The sequence below is a fragment of the Streptomyces sp. TE5632 genome (assembly GCF_054061295.1).
Window position 1 is genome coordinate 5,642,352 of sequence record NZ_JBSSEA010000003.1, and the last position, 17,258, is coordinate 5,659,609.

The following is a 17,258-nucleotide window of genomic DNA, read 5'->3' on the forward strand; positions in this document are numbered from 1 at the left end:
CCCGACCACCCGGAAAGGGGAGGCGACGACATGAACCGGCAGGAACCCCTGCGAATCGCCGTCATCGGCACGGGCCGCATGGGCGCGGACCATGTGCGCCGGATCGACCGGGTCATCAGCGGCGCGCGGGTCACCGCCGTCGTCGACGTCGACGCGGAACGGGCCAAGGCGGTGGCCGCCGGCGTCGACGGCTGCACCGTCCACACCGACCCGGCCGCCGCGATGGCGGCGGCCGACGTCGACGCCGTCCTCATCGCCTCCCCGGGGCCGGCCCACGAGGCGGCCCTGCTCACCGCGTTCGAGCACGACCTGCCCGTACTGTGCGAGAAGCCGCTCACCCCCGACGCGGCCTCCGCGCTGCGTGTCGTGGAAGCCGAACAGGCACTCGGCCACCGCCGCGTCCAGGTCGGTTTCATGCGCCGCTACGACGCCGAGTACGTCCGTCTCAAAGCCCTGTTGGAGAGCGGGCAGCTGGGCCGCCCCCTGATGCTGCACAACCGGCACCGCAACGTGGCCAGCCCGCCGTTCTTCACCAGCTCCATGCTGATCAGCGACTCCGTGGCGCACGAAGTGGACGCCACCCGCTGGCTGCTGGGCCACGAGATCACCGCGGTCACGGTACTGCGCCCCACCCCCTCCGCCGGTGCCCCGGACGGACTGCGCGACCCGCAGTTCGTCGTCCTGGAGACCGACGGCGGCGCGATCAGTGACGTCGAGATCTTCGTCAACTGCGGCTTCGGCTACCAGGTCCAGGCCGAGGTGGTCTGCGAACGCGGCACCGCCCGCATCGGCGACGGCCACGACCTGGTCACCAACATGGCCGGCCGCTGGGGCGGCACCATCGCCCAGGACTGGGCCGAACGCTTCGCCCGGGCCTACGACGACGAGGTCCAGGCATGGGTGGACACCACCCGCCGGGGCGAGGTCACCGGTCCCAGCACCTGGGACGGCTACGCGGCGGCCGCCGTCTGCGAGGCCGGCGTGCGGGCCCTGGAGGAAGGCGGCCGGGTCGCGGTCGAACTGGTGGAGAAACCCCCGCTGTACCGGTGAGACGACGTGACGCGTGGATGGGGGCCGTCCTTTCGAAGGACGGCCCCCACGCTCATGCCTGACGTACCTCCTCGAGGGTGACGGGGCGGTGCTCGTGCAGCGAGAGGGTGCAGGCCTCCGCGATCCAGCCCGCCTCCAGCGCGTCCTCGATCGTGCACGGAGAGGGGCGGGACCCGGCCACGACCTCGGTGAACGCGGTCAGTTCGGCCCGGTAGGCCGCGGTGAAGCGGTCCATGAAGAAGTCGTGCGGGGTGCCGGAGGGGAACGTCACGCCCGGCTCCACCGACCGGAGCGGCAGCTTGTCCTCCAGGCCGACCGCGATGGAGTCCTCGAAGCCGTGGATCTCCATGCGGACGTCGTAACCCCGGGCGTTGTGGCGGCTGTTGGACACCACGGCGATGGTGCCGTCGTCCAGGGTGAGGATCGCGCCGGTGGTGTCGGCGTCGCCCGCCTCCTTGATGTAGTCGGCACCCCGGTTGCCGCCCACCGCGTACACCTCGGTCACCTCACGGCCGGTCACCCAGCGGATGATGTCGAAGTCGTGCACGGAGCAGTCGCGGAAGATGCCGCCGGACGCGGCGATGTACGCGGCCGGCGGCGGCGCCGGGTCCAGCGTGGTGGAGCGCACGGTGTGCAGCGTGCCGAGTTCGCCGCCGTGCACGGCGGCCCGCGCGGCGACGAAGGCGGCGTCGAAACGGCGGTTGTAGCCGATCTGGATCGGCACGTCCCGGCCCTCGACCGCCTTCAGCACCCGTACGCCCTCGGCCATCGTGCCGGCCACGGGCTTCTCGCAGAACACGGGGACGCCCGCCTCGACACAGGAGAGGATCAGCCCCGGGTGGGCGTCGGTCGCCGCGGCGACCACCACGCCGTCCACCCCGGCCGCGAGCACGGCCTCGGGGGAGTCGGCGACCTCGGCGTCGAACCGGTCCGCGGCGGCCTTCGCGGCGTCCGCGAAGGGGTCGGAGACGACGAGCGACTCGACGGCGTCGAGCCCGGAGAGGGTCTCGGCGTGGAAGGCGCCGATACGGCCGAGACCGAGGATTCCGATGCGCATGGGTGGCGGTGCTCCTTGGGTGCGGGGTGCGGGGTGCGGGGTGCGGGGGTGCGTACGAGCGGGCTGCGGCGGAGCGGGGGAGGTCAGTCGAGGCCGCCGAGGACGTTCTGGTCCCAGTCGATCACGGAGCCGGTGACCACGCCGGAGCGGTCGGACAGCAGGAGGACCACGAAGTCGGCGATCTCGTCCGGCCGGCCCAGCCTGCCCATCGGCAGCCGGGCGGCGGCCCGCTCGCGCCAGTCGTCGCCCGCGGCGTGGAAGGTGCGCTGGGTGGCGTCCTCGCCCTCGGTCGCCGTCCAGCCGATGTTCAGCCCGTTGACCCGGATCCGGTCCCACCGGTGGGCGTGCGCGGCGTTCCTCGTCAGGCCCATGAGTCCGGCCTTGGCGGCGACATAGGGCGCCAGGAACGGCTGCCCGCCGTGCGCCGACGAAGTGATGATGTTGACGACCGTGCCGGGCGCCTCGCGACGCACCATGTCCGCCACGGCGGCCTGCATGGCGAAGAACGGTGCCCTGAGGTTGATCGCGATGTGCTGGTCGAACAGCTCCGGTGTGGTGTCCAGCAGCGTGCCGCGCGCGGTCAGCCCCGCCGAGTTGACCAGGCAGTCGACCCGGCCGTGGGCCCGCACCACCTGGGTGACGGACCCCTTCGCCTGCTCGGCGTCCGCCAGGTCGGCGCGGACGAACATCGCCTCGCCGCCCGCGGCTGTCAGCTCCGTCACCAGGGCCTCACCTGGATCGGGACGGCGCCCGGTGACGGCCACGGCCGCCCCCTCGCGGACGGCGGCCCGCGCGACGGCGGCGCCGACGCCCTGACTGCCGCCGTTGACGAGGACGACCTTGTCGTCGAGAAGTCCCATGACTGTGTTCCGGGGGTCCGGGTCCTTTCAGCTGTCGCGCCGTTTGGCGGCGGCCCGCAGCGCGTCCCGCAGGGTCCGCGCGGTCCACTCCTCGCGCAGCGCCCGCCGCACCAGGTCGGCCTGCGAGGGCGGGGCCAGACCGTCGACCGGCGGGTCGTTGTCGAGGTTGGTGGGGAAGGGGTAGCCCTCGGCGCTCGCCGCGATCACGTTCTCCTGCCACTGCTCGCCGGCGCCCTCCGCCCGGCCCCTGAGCAGCGCCGGGTAGACGGCTCCGGTCACGGCCTCGCGGTCCACCGTCTCCATGGCCCGCCCGAACGCGGAGGACACCTGGAGCAGGTTGGCCATGCGCCGGATGTCCGCCGAGCGGTTGGCGCCGGCGGCGTGGAACAGCGCCGGGTTGAAGAAGACCGCGTCGCCCTTGGCGAGCGGCAGCTGCACGTGGTGCTCCTCGAAGTACGCCTGGAATTCGGGGAGCCGCCAGGCGAGGTAGCCGGGCCCGTACTTCTGCGAGTGCGGCAGATACAGCGTGGGACCGGACTCGACGGGCATGTCGCAGTGCGCGACCGCGCCCTGGAGGGTGAGCACGGGGGAGAGGTGGTGCACATGCGCCGGGTAGGCGGCGGCGACCTCGCCCGAGAGGAAGCCCAGGTGGTAGTCGCGGTGCACGGTCTGGGCGGCGCCGCCCGGGTTGACCACGTTGATCTGGGAGGTGACCTGATAGCCGGGGCCGAGCCAGGCCGAGGAGAGCAGGGCGATCACGTCGTTGGCGTAGTAGTCCGCGAAGGCCTGCGGGTCGTGCAGGGCGGTCTTCTCCAGGGCGTTCCACACCCGGTCGTTGGCGCCCGGCGCGGCGAAGTGGTCGCCGGCGGTGGCGCCCGTGGCGCGCTGCTCGGCGATCAGGGCGTCGAACACGGCGGTGGCCCGGTCCACGACCGCCGGGTCGGGGAAGGCACCCCGGACGACCACGATGCCGGGGCCACCGGAGAGGGCGCGCACCAGCTCGGCCTGTGCGTCGCGGCGGTCCGCGAGGGCGAGCCGGTCGGCGTCGTAGAGCAGCACGTTCTGCTCCACGGCCGAGGCGTGCGGGTAGTCGGCGCCTTCCGTGGTCTGCTCGACCAGGGCACGGAAGGCGTCCAGGTCGCAGTCCTGCTCGGACAGCCAGGGCCGCTGCTCCGTGGACGGCCGGGCCGGGGTGGAAGCGGTGGAGAAGGACATGTTCGTCCCTTCGGGTCACGGGGGGACTCGGCTCTGCCATTCTTGTCAGTACAAAGCCTTCGAACAACCATCAGCCAGCCATCAAAAACCCCTCAGAAGTCTCAGGAGCCGGCGCATGGGCCACCCCTTCCCGATCAGGGAGATCGCACGTCAGGCAGGGTTGAGCGAGGCCACGGTCGACCGGGTCCTCAACGGCCGCGGCGGGGTGCGGGAGAGCACCGCGCAGGAGGTGCGCCGCGCGATCGCCGACCTGGACCGGCAGCGCACCCAGGTCCGGCTGGTCGGCCGCACGTTCATGGTGGACATCGTGATGCAGTCGCCCGAGCGGTTCTCCACCGCCGTGCGCGCCGCCCTGGAGGCCGAACTGCCCGCGCTGCACCCGGCGGTGGTCCGCTCCCGCTTCCACTTCCGCGAGACCGGCCCCGCCGACGAACTGACCGCCGTCCTCGACCGGATCGCCCGGCGCGGCTCGCAGGGCGTGATCCTCAAGGCGCCGGACGTCCCCGGGATCACCGCCGCCGTCGGCCGGCTCGCCGCGGCGGGCATCCCGGTGGTGACCCTGGTGACCGACCTGCCGACGAGCGCCCGGATCGGCTGTGTCGGCAGCGACAACCGGGCCGCGGGCGCCACCGCCGCCTATCTCGTGGGCCAGTGGCTGGGGGACCGGCCCGGCCATGTGCTCACCAGCCTCAGCAGCGGATTCTTCCGCAACGAGGAGGAACGCGAGATGGGCTTCCGGGCCGCCATGCGCGCCCGGCACCCCGGGCGCGCCCTCGTCGAGATCGCCGAGGGCCAGGGCCTGGACACCACCCAGTACGACCTCGTCCGGGCCGCCCTGGACCACGACCCGGACATCCGCGCGGTCTACTCGATCGGCGGCGGCAACATCGCGACCCTGCGTGCCTTCGAGGACGCCGGGCGGGAGTGCGCCGTGTTCGTCGCACACGACCTCGACCACGACAACACCCGGCTGCTGCGTGAGCACCGCCTGTCCGCGGTGCTCCACCACGACCTGCGCCAGGACCTGCGCGAGGCCTGCCACATCGTGATGCGCGCGCACGGCGCCCTGCCGCCCGCGGGCCCCACCCTGCCGTCCCCGATCCAGGTGGTCACGCCCTACAACATGCCGCCGCAGACCATGACGTGACGGAGTGACGGCGCGTGGTGAACGGGCGGCGGGCCGGGCGTGTACCCCGGCCCGGCGGATCGGGGCTGCCTACCGTCGTGCGCATGAGGAACCCGACCCCGGAAGGTGGGCCCGAACGGCTGGTGACGCTCGCCGACGGCGTGTTCGCCATCGCCATCACGCTGCTCGTCCTCGACCTCTCCGTGCCGCAGGGACTGCGTTCCGGGGAGTACCGCGAGGCGCTGCGCGGGCTGCTGCCCAACCTGGGCGCCTACGGGATCAGCCTGTATGTGCTGGCCGGGTTCTGGCGCGACCACCGCACGCTGTTCCGCACCGTCCGGCAGGTGGACGGACAGGTGATCTCACTGACCGTGCTCGGTCTGGGCCTCGCGGCACTGCTGCCGTTCCCCACCGCACTGATCTCGGAGTACGGCGAGGAACGGGCCTCCGTCGTCATCTACGCGGCGGCGGTCGCCTCGCTCGGCGGCGTCCACCTCGCGCTGGCCGCCCTCCTCGCCCGACGCCCCTGGCTGCGCGGCGACGCGGCCCCCGTGCGCGACGAGAGGCTCTCCGCCGTCGACCTGGGCGTGACGGTGGTGGTGTTCCTCGTGACCATCCCGCTGGCCCTGCTGATCGGGCCCGCCGCCATGTGGTGGTGGCTGGTGCTGATCCCGGTCAAGGCCTGGCTGGGCCGCAGGCAGGCGGCGGCTTCCGGCTGACGCTCACGACGCCGCGTCCACCGTCACCCATGCCCCCTGCTGGGCCGACCGGGCCATCGCGTCCAGCACGCTCGCGCTGTGCACGGCGTCGACGAGGGTGGCGCCGTACGGGACGCCCTCGGCGACGGAACGCAGGAACCGGTACGCCTCGACGACCTTGAGGTCGTCGTAGCCCATGGCGTTCGCCGCGCCCGGCTGGAACGCGCCGAACTCACCGTCGCCCGGACCGACGTAGACCGTGCTCACCGGCTGGTCCTGGTACGCGGTGCCGCGGCTGACGCCGAGTTCGTTCATCCGGCGGAAGTCCCAGAACACGGCGCCCTTGGTGCCGTGCACCTCGAAGCCGTAGTTGTTCTGCTCGCCGACCGAGACCCGGCAGGCCTCCAGCACCCCGCGCGCGCCGGAGGCGAAGCGCAGCAGGCAGTTCACGTAGTCCTCGTTCTCCACCGGGCCGAGTTCGCCGCCGGTGGCGCGGGAGTGGCCGGCCGTGGCCCCGGCCGGGCGGGCCCGCTCCGGCAGGAAGATCGCCGTGTCGGCGGTCAGCGAGGCGATGTCGCCGAGCAGGAAGCGGGCCAGGTCGGCGCCGTGCGAGGCCAGGTCGCCGAGGACTCCGCTGCCGCCGCGCTCCCGTTCGTAGCGCCAGGTCAGAGCGGATTCGGGGTGGGCGGCGTAGTCGCTGAACAGGCGGATGCGGGCATGGGTGACGGTGCCGATGTCACCGGAGGCGATCAACGTGCGGGCCGCCTCGACGGCGGGCGCGTTGCGGTAGTTGAAGCCGACCGCGCTGCGGACACCGGCCTTGGCGACGGCGTCGGCCACCGCGCGGGCGTCCTCGGCGGTGAGACCGACGGGCTTCTCGATCCAGATGTGCTTCCCGGCCTCCGCCATCGCGACACCGATCTCGCGGTGCAGGAAGTTCGGGGCCGTGATGCTGACCGCCCGGACCCGCGGATCGGCGGCCACCTCGCGCCAGTCACGGGTCGTGCCGGCGAACCCGAACTGCGCGGCGGCCTCCTCGGCCCGGCCCGGCACCTCCTCGGCGACCGTGATCAGCTCAGGGCGCAGGGCGAGCTGCGGATAGTGGTGCGGCACGCGCGCGTACGCCTGGGTGTGCACCCGCCCCATCCAGCCGAATCCGACGACGGCGACACCGAGCGTATCCACCATGAGAGCCCTTCCCTGGACCGTTCCGTCACCGGACCGTTCCGTCATCCGTTCAAGATCCGTCCTGCTTGTCCAGACAAACCTTGAGCGTGTTCGGGTGAGGGTGTCAAGGAGTCTCGGGCCGAACCCGACCGGGACGTGGGAGCACGGCGGCTCGACCACGTCGACTTCCTCGGCCGATCTCACCATCGGCACCGGCGTGTTCATCGGGACGGGACCGCACGAGCACGCCATTCGGCAGACGTTCTTCCTCCAGGGCTGCGAACCGGGCGGCAACCACGTCGAGTTGTGCAACCCGTACCCACGGCACACCGTCGGTCGACGGACCGCGCTCCACGTGAGGTAAGGTTGACCTGCGAGATCACGCGGTTCGCCGCGCGGAACGCAACGGGACGTGGCGCAGCTTGGTAGCGCACTTGACTGGGGGTCAAGGGGTCGCAGGTTCAAATCCTGTCGTCCCGACAGAACAGAAGGTCCTCACGGGCAAAAGCCCGTGGGGGCCTTTCCCATTGCCGGACAGGATGATCCGGCAGGGGCTGCGGTCGAGCCGCTCGAGGTCGTGCACGGGCAGTCGCAGGACTGCGGGGGTCGGTCGTCGGGCTGCTCCAGGAGGGTCGTCAGTGGTGCGCGGCATGGGCAGGGCGCAGCACACCACCGACGACGCGTCGCGACGGGGAGCGGAGGTCAGCCCAGCAACTCGCTGATCAGCGCGCCGACCTGTTCCGTCTCGAGGAGGAAACCGTCGTGTCCGTAGGGCGACTCCACCACTCTGAGCCGGTCGGCACCGGGCAGCTGCGCGGCCAGCTCGGCCTGCTGGGACGGCGGATAGAGGCGGTCCGAGTCGACCCCGGCCACCAGCGCGGGCGCGGTCACCCGGCGCAGGGCCGCACGGACGCCACCCCTGCCGCGTCCCACGTCGTGGCCGTTCATCGCCTCCGTCAGCACCACGTAGCTTCCCGCGTCGAACCTCCGGACGAGCTTGACCGCGTGATGGTCGAGGTACGACTCGACCTGGTACCGGCCGCCGCGCCACGGGTCCTCCGCCCCCTGGGGCGCCCGGCCGAACCGGGCCGACAGCTCCGGCTCGCTGCGGTAGGTGACGTGGGCGATGCGCCGGGCGATCCCCAGCCCGGCGTGCGGCCCCCGGCCGGTGTCGTGGTAGTCGCCGCCGTGCCAGTGCGGATCACTGCGAATGGCCTGCAGTTGGAGGGTGGACCAGGCGATCTGCTCACCGCTCGCGGCCGCCGTGGTGGCGAGCAGCAGCAGCGCCCCCGTGCGCTCGGGATGCGTCACCGCCCACTCCACGGCACGCATCCCTCCCATCGAACCGCCGACCACCAGCGCCCACGTCTGCACACCGAGCGCGTCCGCCAGCCGGGTCTCGGCGGCGACCTGGTCCCGCTGGGTCAGATACGGGAAGGCACCGCCCCACCGGCGCCGCCCGCCGGGGTGCGGCGAGGCCGGCCCCGTGCTGCCCTGGCAGCCGCCCAGCACGTTCGGGGCGACGACGAACCAGCGGTCGGTGTCGAGGGCCAGCCCCGGCCCGATCAGTCCGTCCCACCAGCCGGCCGTGGGATGACCGGGTCCGGCCGGTCCGGCCGCGTGGCTGTCACCGGTGAGCGCGTGCAGCACCAGCACGGCGTTGGAACCGTCCGGCGCAAGCCGCCCCCAGGTCTCGAACGCCATTTCCACGCCGGGGAGTTCACCGCCCGCCTCCAGCGGCAGCGGCGTGCCGAGGGCATGCCATTGACGCCGCCCGGGCGGGTCCCCCTCCCGCCAGGCCCCGGTGGCCGGCGGGAGGGGAACCGATGTTCCGGAGGCTGCGAAGGCGTTCAGGAGGCGCCCTTGGCCGCGCGGAAACCGGACTCCAGGTCGGCCCTGAGGTCGGCGAGGTTCTCGATGCCGACCGACAGCCGCACCAGACCCGGCGCGGTTCCGGTCGCCGCGAGCTGCTCCTCGTTCAGCTGGCTGTGGGTGGTGGACGCGGGGTGGATGATCAGGCTGCGCACATCACCGATGTTGGCGAGGTGGCTGAACAGTTCCACACCGTCCACGAACCGCCTGCCCGCCTCGACACCGCCCTTCAGTTCGAAGGAGAACACCGCGCCGGCACCGCGGGGGAGGTACTTCTGCGCCGCCTCGTACCAGCGGTTGGACGGCAGGCTCGGGTAGTGCACCACCGCGACCTCGTCGCGCTGCTCCAGCCACTCCGCCAGCGCCAGCGCGTTGGCCGTCTGCCGCTCCATGCGCAGGCTCAGCGTCTCCACGCCCTGCAGCAGCAGGAACGCGGAGTGCGGGGCGATGGCCGGTCCGAGGTCGCGCAGCAACTGGACACGCAGCTTGATCGCGAACGCGCCGGGGCCGAGCGCCGGCCAGTACCGCAGGCCGTGGTAGCTGGCGTCGGGCTCGGTGAAGTCCGGGAACCGCTCGGCGTGTGCGCCGAAGTCGAAGGTTCCGCCGTCCACGACCACGCCGCCGATCGTGGTGCCGTGCCCGCCGAGGAACTTCGTCGCCGAGTGCACCACGACGTCCGCGCCGTGCTCGAGCGGACGCAGCAGGTAGGGCGTGGCGATCGTGTTGTCCACGACCAGCGGCACGCCCGCGCCGTGGGCCACGTCCGCGACCGCCCGCACGTCGAGCACGTTGTTCCGCGGGTTGCCCAGTGTTTCGGCGTAGAGCGCCTTGGTGTTGGGCCGGATGGCCGCGCGCCAGGCCTCGGCGTCGTCGGGGTCGTCGACGAAGGACACCTCGATGCCGAACTTCGGCAGGGTGTGCCGGAACAGGTTGTACGTTCCGCCGTACAGCGAGGTGGCCGAGACGATGTGGTCGCCGGTCCCGGCGAGCGTCAGGAGGGCCAGCGTCTGTGCGGCCTGCCCCGAGGACAGGGCCACCGCCGCCACTCCGCCCTCCAGGGCGGCGACGCGCTGCTCGAGGACGTCCTGGGTGGGGTTGTGGATGCGGGTGTAGATGTTCCCCGGCTCCGCCAGCGAGAAGACGTCGGCGGCGTGCTGGGTGTCCCGGAACACGAACGAGGTCGTCTGGTAGATCGGCGTGGCCCGGGCCCCGGTCGTGGGATCGGGTTCGGCACCGGCATGGACCTGCTTGGTCTCGAACGACCAGGCCGACGTGTCGGGACCGGTGGGCGTCCCCTCGGGCGTGTCGGTGGCGGTGCCGGGTTCGGTGGGCTGGCTCATGATGTGCTCCTCGTGCGCAGTGCGGGCGCGGACGACCGGTGGGCGTGCGGATCCGCGGGCGTACCTGTGGGGTGCGGGGGCGTGCCGGATGTCCCTGTCCCCGGGGATCAGGGTGTCGGAGAGGACCACGTGCCGACGTGGGTGTCGGTTTCTCGCGCGGCACGCCGTAGTGGTGACACGTGTGTGGTCGGTTGCAGCGTGTCACCGACGCCAGCCTACGGCCAGGTGAGCGCGAAATGAGACGGCGTCTCAGTAGGTGGTCGATCTCTTCACACGGTATTCATGAACGTGCTGTGCCCGGGGCGCGGACCCGCCGGCCGGGCCGCCCGGCCGGTGACGAAGACGGCTCCGCCCCGGCCGGGCGTGGTGCCGGCCGGGGCGGAGCCAGTGAGCTCTTTGTTCGGATTGCCCGGATCGGGTCAGCCGAGGGAGGCCAGGGCCTCGTTCCAGGTGGCGGACGGACGCATGACGGCGGCGGCCTTGGCCGGGTCGGGCTGGTAGTAGCCGCCGATCTCGGCCGGCTCGCCCTGGACGGCGATCAGCTCGTCGACGATCTTCTGCTCGTTCGCGGCGAGCGTCTCGGCGAGCGGGGCGAAGGCCTTCGCCAGGTCCGCGTCCTCGCTCTGCCCGGCCAGCTCCTGCGCCCAGTACAGGGACAGGTAGAAGTGGCTGCCGCGGTTGTCGATGCCGCCGAGACGACGGCTCGGGGACTTGTCCTCGTTGAGGAAGGTCGCCGTGGCCCGGTCGAGGGTGTCGGCGAGGACCTTGGCCCTGGTGTTGCCCGTGGTCGTCGCGAACTGCTCCAGGGACGGAACCAGGGCGAAGAACTCACCGAGGGAGTCCCAGCGCAGGTAGTTCTCCTTGACCAGCTGCTGCACGTGCTTGGGCGCGGAGCCGCCCGCACCCGTCTCGAACAGGCCGCCGCCCGCCATCAGCGGGACGACCGACAGCATCTTGGCGCTGGTGCCCAGCTCCAGGATCGGGAACAGGTCGGTCAGGTAGTCGCGCAGCACGTTGCCGGTGACCGAGATGGTGTCCTCGCCGCGGCGGATGCGCTCCACCGACAGCTTGGTCGCCTCCACCGGGTTCAGGACGCGGATGTCCAGGCCCTCGGTGTCGTGCTCCGTGAGGTACTGCTCGACCTTGGCGATCAGGTTGGCGTCGTGGGCGCGGGTCTCGTCCAGCCAGAAGACGGCCGGGACGCCGGTGGCGCGGGCGCGGGTGACGGCGAGCTTCACCCAGTCGCGGATCGGCGCGTCCTTGGTCTGGCAGGCACGGAAGATGTCACCGGCGGAGACGGTCTGCTCCAGGACGACCTCGCCGGCCTGGTCGACCAGGCGGACGGTGCCGGTGACCGGGATCTCGAAGGTCTTGTCGTGGCTGCCGTACTCCTCGGCCTTCTGCGCCATCAGACCCACGTTCGGGACCGAGCCCATCGTGGACGGGTCGAAGGCACCGTTGGCACGGCAGTCCTCGATCACGGCCTGGTAGACGCCGGAGTAGCTGGAGTCCGGCAGGACGGCCAGGGTGTCGGCCTCCTGGCCGTCGGGGCCCCACATGTGGCCGGAGGTGCGGATCATGGCCGGCATGGAGGCGTCCACGATGACGTCCGAGGGGACGTGCAGGTTGGTGATGCCCTTGTCGGAGTCGACCATCGCCAGCTCCGGGCCCTCGGCGAGCTCGGCGTCGAAGGACGCCTTGATCTCGGCGCCCTCGGGCAGGGCCTCGAGGCCCTTGTAGATGCCGCCCAGGCCGTCGTTCGGGCTGAGGCCGGCCGCGGCGAGCTGCTCGCCGTACTGCGCGAACGTCTTCGGGAAGAAGGCGCGCACCACGTGGCCGAAGACGATCGGGTCGGAGACCTTCATCATCGTGGCCTTCAGGTGCACGGAGAACAGCACACCCTCCTGCTTGGCGCGGGCGACCTGCGCGGTCAGGAACTCGCGCAGCGCGGCGACCCGCATCACGGAGGCGTCGACGACCTCGTCCTTCAGGACGGGTACGGACTCGCGCAGCACCGTGGTGGTGCCGTCGTCGCCGAGCAGCTCGATTCGCAGCGCACCGTCCGCGGCGATCACCGCGGACTTCTCGGTGGAGCGGAAGTCGTTCTCGCCCATGGTCGCCACGTTCGTCTCGGACTCGGAGGTCCAGGCGCCCATGCGGTGCGGGTGGGTCTTGGCGTAGTTCTTGACCGAGGCGGGGGCGCGCCGGTCGGAGTTGCCCTCGCGCAGGACCGGGTTCACGGCGGAACCCTTGACCTTGTCGTAACGGGCGCGGACCTCGCGCTCCTCGTCGGACTGCGGGTCGTCCGGGTAGTCCGGCAGCGCGTAGCCCTGACCCTGCAGCTCGGCGATCGCGGCCTTGAGCTGCGGGATCGACGCCGAGATGTTCGGCAGCTTGATGATGTTGGCCGCGGGCGTCTTGGCCAGCTCACCGAGCTCGGCGAGGGCGTTCGGGATGCGCTGGTCCTCGGCGAGGTACTCCGGGAACAGGGCGATGATGCGTCCGGCCAGCGAGATGTCACGCGTCTCCACGGTGACACCGGCCTGCGAGGCGTACGCCCGGACCACCGGCAGGAAGGAATACGTCGCCAGGGCCGGGGCCTCGTCAGTGTGCGTATAGATGATGGTCGAGTCAGTCACCGGGTGCTCCGCTCCACGTCTGCAACATTGCTCGACATCAAGATATCCCGTTCGCGGCCCGGGCTCGACAGGGGTCCGGACCCATATGGGCCGGCCTGTCCTCCCCATCCCCGGCCGCGCGTCGTCGGCCGGGGTCCGTCGGGGTCCGTCGGGGTCTGCCGTAGCCGGTCAGATCGGCCGGGTCACCGTCATGTCGCTCAGCTCGGGCTCCGCGTCGCGCTGCTGCGGGAACACCACCGTGCCCTGTTGCAGCGCCACCGTCCGCGCGGGTGAAGGGATGCGGATGCCCTCCTCGCGGTAGCGCCGGTGCAGGCGCTTGATGAACTCGTGCTTGATCCGGTACTGGTCGCTGAACTCGCCGACGCCCAGAATCACGGTGAACCCGATCCGGGAGTCGCCGAAGGTGTGGAACCGCACCGCCGGCTCGTGCTCCGGGATCGCGCCGGTGATCTCCGTCATCACCGCGGCGACGACCTCCTTGGTCACCTGCTCCACCTGCTCCAGGTCGCTGTCGTAGGACACCCCGGCCTGCACCAGGATGGTCAGCTTCTGCTCGGGACGCATGAAGTTGGTCATGTTCGTCTTCGCGAGCTGCCCGTTGGGGATGACCACCAGGTTGTTGGAGAGTTCGCGGACCGTCGTCTGGCGCCAGTTGATGTCCTCGACATAGCCCTCCTCGCCGCTGCTCAGCCGGATGTAGTCACCGGGCTGGACGGTCTTGGAGGCGAGGATGTGGATGCCCGCGAACAGGTTGGCGAGCGTGTCCTGAAGGGCCAGCGCGACCGCCAGGCCGCCGACGCCGAGTGCGGTGATCATCGGGGCGATGGGGATGCCGAGCGTCTGGAGCACCACCATGAACCCGATCGCCAGGACCAGGATCCTGGTGATGTTCGTGAAGATGGTGGCCGACCCGGCGACACCGGAACGGGACTGGGTCACCGAGCGCACCAGACCGGCCACCACCCGGGCCGCCGACACGGTCGCCGCGACGATGACCAGGACCGTCAGCATCTGGTTGACGTTGTGCTGCACGGTCCGGGTCAGCGGCAGCGCCGCCGCCGCGGAGGCCGCGCCGCCCGCGACCGCCGCCCACGGCGCGATCATGCGCAGGGCGTCCACGAGGACGTCGTCCCCGCGCCAGTTGGTGCGTTCGGCGTGCCGGCCGAGCCAGCGCAGCAGCATCCGCAGCAGGAACGCCGCCAGCAGACCTGCGACGATCGCGATACCGGCGTACAGCAGATCGTCCAGAGTGAGCGCGCGCGTCACCGCTCACCCCCGGCGAACGTCCTCGCCGTCGACCGTATGTGATGTCGTGTCACGTCTCGTCACCTGCTCGAATTCGGGGATGCCCGGGAGGGTGCGGGCCGGGAGGTGTGCCGTGCCGGATCGGCCTGGCCCGCGGTCGGCACAGTCGCTCATCTTGCCGTATCGGCAGGGGGAGTTCGCACCGCGCAGAGCAGCACGCCCGGCGACCGTCGGCCGGGCGGCAGTTCGAGGACGGCGGCTCGCCGAGGCGCTGGTGGGCAGGACGGCCATCGTCATCGCCCACCGGCTGTCCACCGTCCGGACCGCGGACCGGATCCTGGTCGTCGAAGCCGGCCGGATCGTGGAACGGGGCACGCACGAGGAACTGCTGGAGGCCGACGACCGCTACGCCGCACTGCACCACACCCGGTTCGCCCCCCGGCCGACGGACCCCGGTCGCGACCGGGGGGACCACGACCGCAGCGCACCGGCGGCGGTGCAGGCCCCCGCCCGGCCCGCCACACAGCGCCGCCGCCGACCCCGGGACCGGGGCCGGCGGCGGCGCTCGCGTGTGCACGGCGGCTCCCCGCGGGGAGCCGCTCGGCGTCAGGTTCCCTGGCTGGTGGCCTTCGCCAGGCTCGAGCTCTCCCGGGCGCCGGACTCGGACTTCCCGCGCCCGGAACCGCTCCGGCCACGGCCGCGACCACGCCCGCGACCACGGCCGCCGCCGCTGCCGTCGCTCGCGTACGCGTCGAGCTCGATGGCGAGCGGCGACGCGGTCAGGACCGACGAGTACGTGCCCACCAGCATGCCGATCAGCAGGGCGAGCGCGAAGTCGGTGAGCGAGTCACCGCCCAGCAGAGCCAGCGAGGCCAGGATGAAGATCACACCGATACCGGTGTTCACCGTACGGGGCACCGTCTGCAGGACCGCCAGGTTGGTGGACTGGGCCAGGGGCGCCTTGGGATTCTTCTGCCACAGTTCCCGGACGCGGTCGAAGACCACGACGGAGTCGTTCACCGAGTAACCGACCACGGTGAGCAGTGCGGCCAGGAAGACCCCGTCGATCGGCTTGCCCAGCCACGCGAAGATGCCGGTGAGGATCACCACGTCGTGGGCCAGGGTGCTGACCGCCGCCGTACCGAACATCCAGCGGAACCGGAAGGCGAGGTACAGGAGCTGGGCGCCGAGGGCCAGGCCGAGCGCGATCAGCGCGTTGCGGCGCAGTTCGTCGCCGAGGCTCGGGCCGATCAGCTCGTCGCGGACCTTCTCCGCCCCGCCGCCGACCTCGTCGATGGCCTCGGCGACCTTGACCGCCTCGGCGTTGCTCAGTTCATCGGTACGCACCGTCAGCCCGTTGTCCCCGGAGGACTGCACGACGGCCTGCGGGAAGCCGGCGTCGGCCAGGGCCGTGCGGGCCTGGTCCGGATCGACGGTCTTGGTGGTCGAGTACTCGATCAGCCGGCCGCCGGTGAACTCGACACCGAAGTTCAGCCCGCGCACCACGATGCCGGCGCCGGTGACGAGCAGCACGATGAGGGAGACCATCAGCCAGCGGCGCGGTCGGCGCATCAGCTGCGGGTCCCGGCGGGTGAGGTACTCGCGGACCCGCCCGATGGAGGCCAGACCGGTGAGCTTGGGGCGGCGGTGCACCCAGCGGCGCTCCACCGCGAACTCGGCCAGCACCCGCGTGATCACCAGTGCGCTGATCATGGAGGCGAGGACACCGATGGCCAGGGTGACGCCGAAGCCCTTCACCGGACCGGAGGCGAGCAGGAACAGCAGCCCCGCCGCGATGAGCGTGGTGATGTTGGAGTCGGCGATCGCGCTGAAGGCGCCCTTGAAGCCGGCGGTCAGGGCCGAGCGGCTGCTGGGCCGGTTGCGTTTGCCGTACTCCTCGCGTGCTCGTTCGAAGACCAGCACGTTGGCGTCGACGGCCATACCGATCGCCAGGACGAAACCGGCCAGACCCGGCAGGGTCAGGGTCGCGCCGAGGCCCGCGAGGGCGGCGTAGGAGATCACGCCGTAGCAGGCCAGGGCCACGATGGCCAGGAAACCCATCAGCCGGTAGACGACGATGATGAACATCGCGGTGAGGGCGGTGCCCAGGGCGGCGGCCCAGGCGCTCGACTCGATGGCCTCGGCGCCCAGCGTCGGGCCCACGGTCCGCTGCTCGACCGTCTCGACCGGCACCGGAAGGGCACCGCCGCTGATGAGCAGGGCGAGCTCCTTGGACTCGTCACTGGTGAAGGAACCGGTGATCTGGGTGGACCCGCCGGTGATGCCGGCTCCACAGGCCACGGACGGGTCGACCTGCGGCGACGAGATGATCTTGTTGTCCAGCACGATCGCGACCCGGCGCTTGGGGTCACCGGCGGGGTTGCAGGCCGCCTGGCCGGTCAGCTTGGCCCAGCCCTTGTCGTCCGCGAAGTCCACGGTGACGAGCCAGCCGCCGGCGTTCTGCTGATCGAAGGTGGCCTCGGCGTCCTTCACGTCCTGACCGGAGAGCGCGGCGGCGGCCAGGTGGAGCCGCTCACCGGCCTCGTCGGCCAGGACGCGTTCCCCCTTCGGCAGGGACTTGTCGGACTCGGCGCCGGGGCCGAGCACCGAGTGGACGGAGAGCTGCGCGGTACGGCCCAGCACGTCCGCGGCCTTCCGCGGGTCCTGCACACCGGGCAGCTCGACGATGATCCGGTTGTCACCGGAGCGGACGATGGTGGGTTCGGCGACACCGAGCGCGTCGATACGGCCGCGCAGGACCTCGAGGGTCCGCTCGGTCGCCTCGCCGTCGGCCTTGATGGTCTCGGTGGAGCGGGTCTCCAGCACGATCTGGGTGCCGCCGCGCAGGTCGAGGCCCAGACGGACGGGGACCGTGGCGGCGATGTACACGGACAGGGCGATCACGATGAGCGCGAACAACGCCCGGAAGCGGGCGGAACTTTTCACGGATGACTCCAGCAGGCACGCCGTGGCCGACTACGGCACGGCG

Annotated in this window: 12 protein-coding genes, 1 tRNA gene and 1 pseudogene; 5 read left to right on the plus strand and 9 right to left on the minus strand. The window is 71.7% G+C overall.

Going from position 1 to position 17,258, the window contains the following annotated elements:
* Positions 1-30: 30 nt before the first annotated feature.
* A complete protein-coding gene (locus ACVW19_RS30890) occupies positions 31-1,050 on the plus strand; it encodes a Gfo/Idh/MocA family protein (RefSeq protein ID WP_457463563.1) in 1,020 nt (339 codons plus the stop codon).
* 52 nt (positions 1,051-1,102) lie between these two features.
* On the opposite strand, the gene ACVW19_RS30895 is transcribed toward ACVW19_RS30890, so the two are convergent.
* The 3 genes from ACVW19_RS30895 to ACVW19_RS30905 all read right to left on the minus strand — a co-directional run bounded on the left by ACVW19_RS30895 (position 1,103) and on the right by ACVW19_RS30905 (position 4,182).
* Complete coding sequence (locus tag ACVW19_RS30895; protein ID WP_457463565.1) at positions 1,103-2,107, minus strand: Gfo/Idh/MocA family protein; 1,005 nt, start codon at positions 2,105-2,107, stop codon at positions 1,103-1,105.
* A gap of 83 nt (positions 2,108-2,190) precedes the next feature.
* A complete protein-coding gene (locus tag ACVW19_RS30900) occupies positions 2,191-2,967 on the minus strand; it encodes an SDR family oxidoreductase (RefSeq protein WP_457463567.1) in 777 nt (258 codons plus the stop codon).
* 27 nt (positions 2,968-2,994) lie between these two features.
* Positions 2,995-4,182 carry a phytanoyl-CoA dioxygenase family protein gene (locus ACVW19_RS30905; protein ID WP_457463569.1) on the minus strand — a complete coding sequence of 396 codons (1,188 nt, stop codon included), beginning with the start codon at positions 4,180-4,182 and terminating at the stop codon, positions 2,995-2,997.
* Positions 4,183-4,297: 115 nt separating this feature from the next.
* Here ACVW19_RS30905 and ACVW19_RS30910 point away from each other — a divergent pair, with 115 nt between their 5' ends.
* The gene (locus tag ACVW19_RS30910) at positions 4,298-5,329 is read left to right on the plus strand and encodes a LacI family DNA-binding transcriptional regulator (RefSeq protein ID WP_457463570.1); all 1,032 of its coding nucleotides are present in this window, start codon (positions 4,298-4,300) and stop codon (positions 5,327-5,329) included.
* An 83-nt stretch (positions 5,330-5,412) separates the two neighbouring features.
* A complete protein-coding gene (locus ACVW19_RS30915) occupies positions 5,413-6,027 on the plus strand; it encodes a TMEM175 family protein (protein WP_457463571.1) in 615 nt (204 codons plus the stop codon).
* Between the two features lie 3 nt (positions 6,028-6,030).
* Here the strand turns inward: ACVW19_RS30915 and ACVW19_RS30920 are convergent, their stop codons facing one another.
* Positions 6,031-7,194, minus strand: coding sequence for a Gfo/Idh/MocA family protein (locus ACVW19_RS30920; protein WP_457463572.1), 1,164 nt, complete (start codon positions 7,192-7,194; stop codon positions 6,031-6,033).
* Positions 7,195-7,363: 169 nt separating this feature from the next.
* Between ACVW19_RS30920 and ACVW19_RS30925 the strand changes: the two are divergent.
* Positions 7,364-7,498: pseudogene (locus tag ACVW19_RS30925) on the plus strand (catechol 2,3-dioxygenase); the annotation flags it as partial.
* Between the two features lie 81 nt (positions 7,499-7,579).
* A tRNA-Pro gene (locus ACVW19_RS30930) sits at positions 7,580-7,653 on the plus strand.
* 222 nt (positions 7,654-7,875) lie between these two features.
* On the opposite strand, the gene metX is transcribed toward ACVW19_RS30930, so the two are convergent.
* The 5 genes from metX to secD all read right to left on the minus strand — a co-directional run bounded on the left by metX (position 7,876) and on the right by secD (position 17,215).
* On the minus strand, positions 7,876-9,027 hold the full coding sequence (gene metX, locus ACVW19_RS30935; protein ID WP_457464858.1) for a homoserine O-acetyltransferase MetX: 1,152 nt from the start codon (positions 9,025-9,027) through the stop codon (positions 7,876-7,878).
* Complete coding sequence (locus ACVW19_RS30940; RefSeq protein ID WP_457463574.1) at positions 9,024-10,385, minus strand: bifunctional o-acetylhomoserine/o-acetylserine sulfhydrylase; 1,362 nt, start codon at positions 10,383-10,385, stop codon at positions 9,024-9,026. Before ACVW19_RS30940 ends, metX begins: the two co-directional genes overlap by 4 nt.
* A 419-nt stretch (positions 10,386-10,804) precedes the next feature.
* Positions 10,805-13,024, minus strand: coding sequence for an NADP-dependent isocitrate dehydrogenase (locus tag ACVW19_RS30945; protein ID WP_457463576.1), 2,220 nt, complete (start codon positions 13,022-13,024; stop codon positions 10,805-10,807).
* A 168-nt stretch (positions 13,025-13,192) separates the two neighbouring features.
* Positions 13,193-14,290: a mechanosensitive ion channel family protein gene (locus ACVW19_RS30950; protein WP_457463577.1), complete on the minus strand. Its 1,098-nt coding sequence runs from the start codon at positions 14,288-14,290 to the stop codon at positions 13,193-13,195.
* 585 nt (positions 14,291-14,875) lie between these two features.
* Positions 14,876-17,215 carry a protein translocase subunit SecD gene (gene secD, locus ACVW19_RS30955; protein ID WP_457463578.1) on the minus strand — a complete coding sequence of 780 codons (2,340 nt, stop codon included), beginning with the start codon at positions 17,213-17,215 and terminating at the stop codon, positions 14,876-14,878.
* Positions 17,216-17,258 lie beyond the last annotated feature (43 nt).